This is a genomic window from Rhodococcus yananensis (assembly GCF_020515525.1).
GTDB classification, from domain to species: Bacteria; Actinomycetota; Actinomycetes; order Mycobacteriales; family Mycobacteriaceae; genus Rhodococcus; species Rhodococcus yananensis.
Genome location: NZ_JAIYEP010000059.1, coordinates 19952 through 27288, shown reverse-complemented (window position 1 = coordinate 27288; position 7337 = coordinate 19952). Strand labels below are relative to the sequence as shown.

The 7337-nt window shown below is 68.9% G+C and carries 9 protein-coding genes; 4 read left to right on the top strand and 5 right to left on the bottom strand.

Features of this window, described 5'->3' with window-relative positions; genetic code table 11:
- Positions 1-33: 33 nt before the first annotated feature.
- Positions 34-708: a Crp/Fnr family transcriptional regulator gene (locus LDQ05_RS14545; protein ID WP_132474876.1), complete on the bottom strand. Its 675-nt coding sequence runs from the start codon at positions 706-708 to the stop codon at positions 34-36.
- 194 nt (positions 709-902) lie between these two features.
- Positions 903-1178: a hypothetical protein gene (locus LDQ05_RS14540; RefSeq protein ID WP_226437668.1), complete on the bottom strand. Its 276-nt coding sequence runs from the start codon at positions 1176-1178 to the stop codon at positions 903-905.
- A gap of 72 nt (positions 1179-1250) precedes the next feature.
- Between LDQ05_RS14540 and nth the strand changes: the two genes are divergently transcribed.
- Genes nth through LDQ05_RS14520 form a run of 4 tightly spaced genes read left to right on the top strand, consistent with a single transcriptional unit; the run spans position 1251 to position 4616 of the window.
- Positions 1251-2066: an endonuclease III gene (gene nth, locus LDQ05_RS14535; RefSeq protein ID WP_372461121.1), complete on the top strand. Its 816-nt coding sequence runs from the start codon at positions 1251-1253 to the stop codon at positions 2064-2066.
- Positions 2067-2071: 5 nt separating this feature from the next.
- Positions 2072-2734: a TlpA family protein disulfide reductase gene (locus LDQ05_RS14530; protein WP_226437667.1), complete on the top strand. Its 663-nt coding sequence runs from the start codon at positions 2072-2074 to the stop codon at positions 2732-2734.
- Complete coding sequence (locus LDQ05_RS14525; protein WP_226437666.1) at positions 2731-3429, top strand: NUDIX hydrolase; 699 nt, start codon at positions 2731-2733, stop codon at positions 3427-3429. Before LDQ05_RS14530 ends, LDQ05_RS14525 begins: the two co-directional genes overlap by 4 nt.
- The gene (locus LDQ05_RS14520; protein ID WP_226437665.1) at positions 3426-4616 is read left to right on the top strand and encodes a MarP family serine protease; all 1191 of its coding nucleotides are present in this window, start codon (positions 3426-3428) and stop codon (positions 4614-4616) included. The genes LDQ05_RS14525 and LDQ05_RS14520 overlap by 4 nt, the downstream gene beginning before the upstream one ends.
- 5 nt (positions 4617-4621) lie before the next feature.
- Here LDQ05_RS14520 and LDQ05_RS14515 read toward each other — a convergent pair whose 3' ends face one another.
- Genes LDQ05_RS14515 through nhaA form a run of 3 tightly spaced genes read right to left on the bottom strand, consistent with a single transcriptional unit; the run spans position 4622 to position 7304 of the window.
- Positions 4622-5557, bottom strand: coding sequence for an alpha/beta fold hydrolase (locus LDQ05_RS14515; RefSeq protein ID WP_226437664.1), 936 nt, complete (start codon positions 5555-5557; stop codon positions 4622-4624).
- Positions 5558-5577: 20 nt separating this feature from the next.
- Entirely contained in the window at positions 5578-6069 is a 492-nt protein-coding gene (locus LDQ05_RS14510; protein ID WP_226437663.1) for a phage holin family protein, read from the bottom strand.
- Positions 6069-7304: a Na+/H+ antiporter NhaA gene (gene nhaA, locus LDQ05_RS14505; protein WP_226437662.1), complete on the bottom strand. Its 1236-nt coding sequence runs from the start codon at positions 7302-7304 to the stop codon at positions 6069-6071. Before nhaA ends, LDQ05_RS14510 begins: the two co-directional genes overlap by 1 nt.
- Between the last annotated feature and the right edge of the window lie 33 nt (positions 7305-7337).

Here is a 7337-nt window from a genome sequence, read left to right as displayed (position 1 = left end):
CCCGCGGGTGACCGGCCACGATTCGTTCTCGTTCTAGCGGGCGCGACGCGCCAGACGCTCGGAATCGGAGATCAGCACGCTCTTGCCCTCGAGCCGCAGCCAACCCCGATGCGCGAAATCGGCGAGGGCCTTGTTGACGGTCTCGCGGGATGCACCGACGAGCTGCGCGATCTCCTCCTGGGTGAGATCGTGCGTGACGCGCAGGGCACCTGCTTCCTGCGTGCCGAAACGCTGCGCGAGCTGCAGCAGTGCCTTCGCGACACGACCGGGAACGTCGGTGAAGATCAGGTCGGCGAGGCTGTTGTTCGTGCGGCGCAACCGGCGGGCGAGCACGCGGAGCAGCTGCTCGGCGATCTCGGGTCGCTGATCGATCCACGCCTTGAGTGCCTCGCGGTCCATGCTCACGGCGCGCACCTCGGTGACGGTGGTCGCGGTGGACGTGCGCGGGCCGGGGTCGAAGATCGACAGCTCACCGAACATGTCCGACGGACCCATGATGGTGAGCAGGTTCTCGCGGCCGTCCGGGGAACGGCGGCCGAGCTTGATCTTGCCCGAGACGATGATGTACAGCCGATCGCCCGGCTCACCCTCGTTGAAGATGACATGGCCGCGCGGGAAATCGACCGGTTGCAGTTCTTTGATCAGCGCCGCAACCGCCGAGGGCTCGACTCCTTGGAAGATGCCTGCTCTGGCCAGGACCTCGTCCACGTGCGCTCCTTTTGGGAATCTGTACTCGTCATCAACGGTCGGGTCTGCACGTCCACGGCCATCCCGGGCGGGTCACCTGACTGGCGTACGAACGCCCAGTCTACTGTGCGCGAGGCACAGTGAGTGACCGACACCACGGAAGACGTCCGAGGATGTTGTCTCCCATTCGAGGATGCTACCGGTCGGTACCGAGGTCAGCTCGCGCGCCTCGAACTCAACTCCTGCCGCGCACCGGCACGATCGGAATCAGGACCCGCGCTGCGCCGCCGCCGTCGATGGAAGCGAGCGAGCGCACCGGGAAAGCCCTCGCGGGCGAGGGTGGCCACATCGGCGTGGTCGGCGTTGTCGAGGAACTCCTCGACCTCCTGTTCACGAACGGACAACCGGCTCAGACGGGACTCGACCCGTTCCATCGCGAGTGCAAACAGCATCAGCAGCACAGGGAAGAGCCCGACAGCAAGAGCTTGCATAGCGGCAAGTAAACACGGGCAAGGTCTCAGAAGCGACACAGCCCCCGATCATGGTTCGACCGCTTACGTACAGTGGTCCAGGTGCACGCGACCCCACCCGACCATCCCGGCGCGGCGGCGACCCACGCCGCCGCACCGAAGCGTCGACGGCCGGGTCGTTCACGCGACGGCGAGACGCGGCTCGGCCTGGTCCGCCGCGCGCGGCGGATGAACCGCACGCTCGCCGTGGCGTTCCCCCACGTGTACTGCGAACTCGATTTCACGACGCCGCTCGAACTCGCCGTCGCGACGATCCTGTCCGCACAGTGCACCGATGTACGTGTCAATCAGGTCACGCCGGCGTTGTTCGCCCGTTATCCCGATGCGCGCGCATATGCGGAGGCCGACCGCGCCGAACTCGAGGAGTACATCCGTTCCACCGGGTTCTACCGCAACAAGGCGAACTCCCTCATCGGACTCGGACAGGCCCTGCTCGAACGATTCGACGGTGAGGTCCCGCACCGCATGGAGGACCTCGTGACCCTCCCCGGTATCGGCCGCAAGACCGCCAACGTCGTCCTCGGCAACGCATTCGATGTGCCGGGAATCACCGTCGACACGCACTTCACGCGACTGGTCCACCGGTGGCGGTGGACCGAGGAGACCGACCCCGTGAAGATCGAATTCGCGGTGGGTGGCCTCATCGAACGCAAGGAATGGACGTTGCTGTCGCACCGGGTGATCTTCCACGGCCGTCGGGTGTGCCACGCGCGGAAACCGGCGTGCGGGGTGTGCGTGCTGAGCGCGGACTGCCCGGCGTACGGGGCAGGTCCCACGGACCCTGCCGCAGCCGCCGCACTGGTCAAGGGACCGGAGACCGAGCATCTGCTCGAGTTGGCCGGGCGGTGAGTACGGTGCGTTCGTCCGGTGCCGGCCGATGGAGCCTGGCAGCGCTGGTGATCGTGCTGGCGTTGATCGTCGCGATCTGGCCCCGCGACCGTGACGGCGGGACCGTGGTCGACGACGGCACGTCCGCGACCACGGCCGTACCCGTCGATCGCCGCCCGCAGGACGATGCGCAGGCGCTGGCGCCGCTACGGGAGACCGCGGCGCTGCGGGCGTGTCCGGAACCCGGGGGTCCGCCCGCGGCGGGTCCCCTCGCGGGCATGGTGTTCGAATGCGTCGGTGACGGGTCGGCGACCGACCTGGCCGCCGGACTCGCCGGTCGTCCGGCCCTGGTGAACCTGTGGGCGTGGTGGTGTGCGCCGTGCGCCGAGGAACTCCCCGTCCTCGAGGAGTTCGCCGCCCGTGCCGGCGACACGATGGCGGTGGTGACGGTCCACACCGATCCGAACGAGGCGGGCGCCCTCGAGAAACTCGCCGCCTACGGAGTGCACCTTCCCGGGGTCCAGGACGGCTCCGGCCGGGTGCGTGCGGCGTTCGAGGTGCCCGCGGTGCTGCCCGTGACCGTGCTGGTTCGGGCCGACGGGTCGGTCGCGAAGGTGCTGCCGCAGCCGTTCCACAGTGTCGACGAGGTGACCGACGTCGTCGCGACCCATCTGGGGGTCGACATATGATGCCCGACTGGTTGCGGAGCGTGGCCACCTCGGAACCCGCCGACCCGAACAGCGTCAACCCGATTCTGCACCGACGTGCCCCCGCCGGCAGCGCGGTGCGCAAGGCCGCTGTACTGGTCCTGTTCGGAGGATCACCCGAGGCCGACCCGCTGGCGCACGGGGGGCTGCCGCCGGACGCCGACGTCCTGCTCACTCAGCGTGCGGCGACGCTGCGACAGCACAGTGGCCAGGTCGCGTTCCCGGGAGGCGCTGCCGACCCGGGCGACGAGGGACCCGTCGGTACGGCGTTGCGGGAGGCACAGGAGGAGACCGGACTCGACCCGTCCGGGGTGCGCACACTGGCGACGCTGCCCGACCTGTTCATTCCACCGTCGGGTTTCGAGGTGACACCGGTGGTGGCCTACTGGGAGACCCCGAGCCACGTCGGCGTCGTCGATCCCGCGGAGGCAGCGCGCGTCGCGCGGGTGTCGTTGCACGATCTGCTCGACCCGGACAACCGCTTTCAGGTCCGGCACCGGCTGGGGTACCGGGGGCCCGCGTTCCGGGTCGACGGGATGCTCGTGTGGGGATTCACCGCGGGGGTTCTCGCCGGTCTCTTCTCCGTGTCGGGATGGGAGATCGAATGGGATCACCGCGACATCCGTGACCTCGACGTCGTACTGGCCGAGATGGAGTCGGGGGTGATCGAGTCGTGACGGGCTCCGGCTGGATCGATCTGGTGATCGTGCTCGTCGTGCTGATCGCGATCTCGTCGGGTCTGCGGCAGGGTGCCGTGACGTCGGCGCTGGCGTTCGTCGGCGTGTTGCTCGGCGCGGTCGCCGGGATCCTGATCGCCCCGCACGTTCTCGTGCATGTCGACGAGGGCCGGATCCGGATCCTCACCGGCATCGTGCTGATCGTCGTGCTCGTGGTGATCGGTGAGGTCGCGGGAATGGTACTGGGCCGCGCGGCACGCAGCGGCATGCACAGTCCCGGTACCCGCGCGGTGGACAGCGTCGTCGGCGCCGGGCTTCAGGCGGTCGCGGTGCTCATCGCGGCGTGGCTGCTGGCGATTCCCCTGACGACGACGACCCAGTCCGAGCTGTCGGCCGCGGTGCGCGGATCGCGTGTGTTGGGCACCGTCGACGACGTTGCACCCGACTGGATGCGGGCGATCCCCAAGGAGTTCTCGTCGCTGCTGGACACGTCGGGGCTACCCGAGGTGATGGGGCCGTTCGGTCGCACCCCCATCGCCGAGGTCGAGGTGCCGGACGGTGCGTTGCTGTACGGCCCGATCCCGGAGCAGATCGGTCCGAGTGTGCTGCGCATCAACGGTGTGGCGCCGAGCTGCCAGAAGGCACTCGAGGGCTCGGGGTTCGTGGTGGCGCCGGAACGGGTGATGACGAACGCTCACGTCGTCGCGGGCACCGCGGCGGTGTCGGTCGACAGTGGTGGTCGGGCGCTCGATGCCGAGGTGGTGTTGTTCGACCCGTCCGTGGACGTCGCGATCCTCGCCGTGCCGGGCCTCACGGCGGAGCCGTTGCCGTTCGCTCCCGAACCCGCGGTGACCGGTGACGACGCGATCGTCCTGGGCTATCCGGGGGGCGGGCCGTACACGGCGAGTGCGGCGCGCATCCGCGAGACCCTCGATCTGCAGGGGCCCGACATCTACCGCAGCGGAACCGTCGAGCGTGAGGTGTACACGCTGCGCGGTCTCGTGCGACAGGGCAATTCCGGGGGTCCCCTGGTGGACCCGAACGGGCAGGTCCTCGGTGTCGTGTTCGGCGCGGCTGTGGACGACAGCGACACCGGGTTCGCGTTGACCGCGGCCGAGGTGAGTCGTCAGCTGTCGGTCGCGGGCACCGCGGTAGACCCCGTCGCGACCGGCGCCTGCATCGTCTGACGCCGTCAACGGGTGGTGTCGGCGAACCGGAGCAGTGCGGTGGTGACGTCGTCGGCGCGTTCCTGATGGGTGTAGTGACCGGCCCCGTCGACGATCTTCACGGTGCGGCCCGGTGCGTGCCGCACGCAGCGACGCAGGGTCGAGGCCAGCACGTACGGGTCGAGTGCACCGTGCAGTTGCAGCACGGATAGATCGAGAGTGACGTCCATGGCCTTCAGGAATCGGCGGCCGTCGGGACGCCACTGGCTGCGGAACGCCCATCGTTGGTATTCGAGGTTGCAGTGGGCGACCCCGGGGATGGCGATCGCCGATCGCAGTCGGGTCACGACGTCGGTGAATTCGGTGGTGCGCTGCCAGTCGGGCCCGCAGCGCAGCCGCATGAGCCGTTCGATCTCGGCTCCGCCGTTCCGGACGAGCAGCCGCTCGGGTCGCCACGGCAACTGGTAGGCCAGGAACGTGGGCAGGAGCGCGCGGCGCTGCGCGCGGTCGCGGATGACGGCGTCGCGCAGCGAGATGGGGTGCGGGGAGCCGATGACGGCGATGGCCCGCACGAGTTGCGGGTGCAGGATGGCGGTGGCCCAGCACACGAGACCGCCGTCCGCGTGGCCGACGAGAATCGCCTCCCGGTGTCCGAGAGCCCGGATCAGCCCGGCGATGTCACCCGAGAGCGTCCAGCCGTCGTAGCCGCGCGGGGGTTTGTCGGAGTCGCCGTACCCGCGCAGGTCGACGGCGACGGCGCGGTAACCGGCCTCGGCGAACGCGGTGAGCTGGTGACGCCAGGACCACCACAGGTCGGCGAACCCGTGCACGAACACCACCAGTGGTGTGCCCGGCTCGGTGGGCCCGGTTTCCACGGCATGGAGACGGATGCCGTTGGCGTGGATGTCACGATGGGTCCACGGTCCGTCGAAACGGACCGTGGACGGATCGGGTGCGGACACTGCAGAAGTCGTCCGGGCTGTCAGCGTCCGGCGGGTGCGCTGTGCGACGGGTTGTCGCCCATCGGCAGCACGGTGCGGGCCTGCTTGAGCGAGTCGATCGTCTTCGTGGGGGCTCGCAGCTTGCGGACCCGCAGGTACCCGATCAGGGCGAGGATCGCGGTGACCACCACCATCAGCAGGAACACGATGAGGAATGCCAGCCACCGCGCGACCCACACGTCGAGGAGTTCGGCGAGGAAGAAGAAGAAGAAGAACGAACTGAACGCCAGCACGGTGAGTGCCAGGATGAAGAACAGGCTGCCTTGCAGGCCCTTCTTGACCTCGCCGGTGACCTCGGCCTTCGCGAGTTCCACTTCGGCGCGGAACAGGGTCGACACCTGGGTGGCGACGTCGCGGACGAGATCACCGACGGACGCGTCCTTCGGTGACGGCGGGTGCACCTCGGTCAGCGGAATGGCCGCGATGCTCGTCGGCGCTCCGTCGCCCGGCCGGTTCCCGTTCGTGACGCTCACTAGTCGACCCCTTCAGGTTGTTCGTTGCGCTTACTGTGGGCGCGCCCACGCCGTAACAGTAGCGCCGAACCCAGAATCGATGCGATCACCGATGTGACGAGGACCGCCGCTTTCGCGATCTCGACGGGTCCACCGCCCTCGATCCCGCCCAGTGAGAGTTCCGCGATGAGCAGGCTGACGGTGAATCCGATGCCGGCGAGCACGGCGAGCGCGAACAGATCGCCCCATTGCAGGCCGCTCGGACGTCGCGCGACACCCAGTTTGATCGCGATCCAGGTGACACCGAAGATCCCGACGGTCTTTCCGACGAGCAGGCCGGCGACGACCGACTGCCCGACGGGGTCGGTGAACACGTCGGCGAGCATCGCCGGGCCGATCGGGACGCCCGAGGCGAACAGGGCGAAGACGGGTACGCACAGGGCGGCCGACCACGGCTGGATGCGGTGGGCCAGCCGCTCGGCCGGCGCGTAGTCCTCACCGGGATCGGGTCGCACCCGGGTGAGGAGGCCGAGGACGACGCCCGCGATGGTGGCGTGGATACCCGCCGAATGCATGGCGTACCAGGTGAGCAGTGCGAGCGGTACGTACAGCCAGGTGCTCGTGATGCGTTGCCGTTGGGCCAGCCAGTAGATCACGGAGCACGCGACGGTGACGGCGATCCACAGCAGCGAGATCGCGGAGGTGAACAGGATCGCGATCAGGCCGATGCCGATGAGGTCGTCGACGACGGCGAGGCTGAGCAGGAACACCCGGGCCCCGGTGGGGATACGCGATCCGGTGAGGGCGAGCACACCGAGAGCGAAGGCGATGTCGGTGGCGACGGGGATCGCCCAACCACGGTCCATGCCGGGTGCACCCCAGCCGATGGTCGCGGCGATGAGCGCGGGCAGCGCGACACCACCGAATGCGGCGATGACCGGCAGCAGCGCCTTCTTCCGGTCGGCGAGTTCGCCGACGACCAGTTCGCGTTTGAGTTCGAGTCCCGCGACGAAGAAGAACACGGCGAGCAGGGCGTCGGTCGCCCAGGTGCCGATCGACAGGTGCAGATGCAGGGATGCGGGGCCGATCTCGTGGTCGCGCAGCGCCACGTAGGAGTCGCCGAGGGGCGAGTTGATCCAGATCAGAGCGATCGCGGCGGCGACGAGCAGCAGCGTGCCACCCGCGGTCTCGGTGCGCAGGTAGCGGTTCAGTGCGCCCGTCCACGCGGTGGAGTCGGGGGAGTCGGCTGAGGTCACGGGTGTCCTTCGTCGGGTGGACTGCGGGTACGT

Coding starts and splice junctions, on each gene's coding strand:
- LDQ05_RS14540 (WP_226437668.1), bottom strand. CDS start 1,178: ATGCAAGCTCTTGCTGTCGGGCTCTTCCCTGTGCTGCTGATGCTGTTT.
- LDQ05_RS14525 (WP_226437666.1), top strand. CDS start 2,731: ATGATGCCCGACTGGTTGCGGAGCGTGGCCACCTCGGAACCCGCCGAC.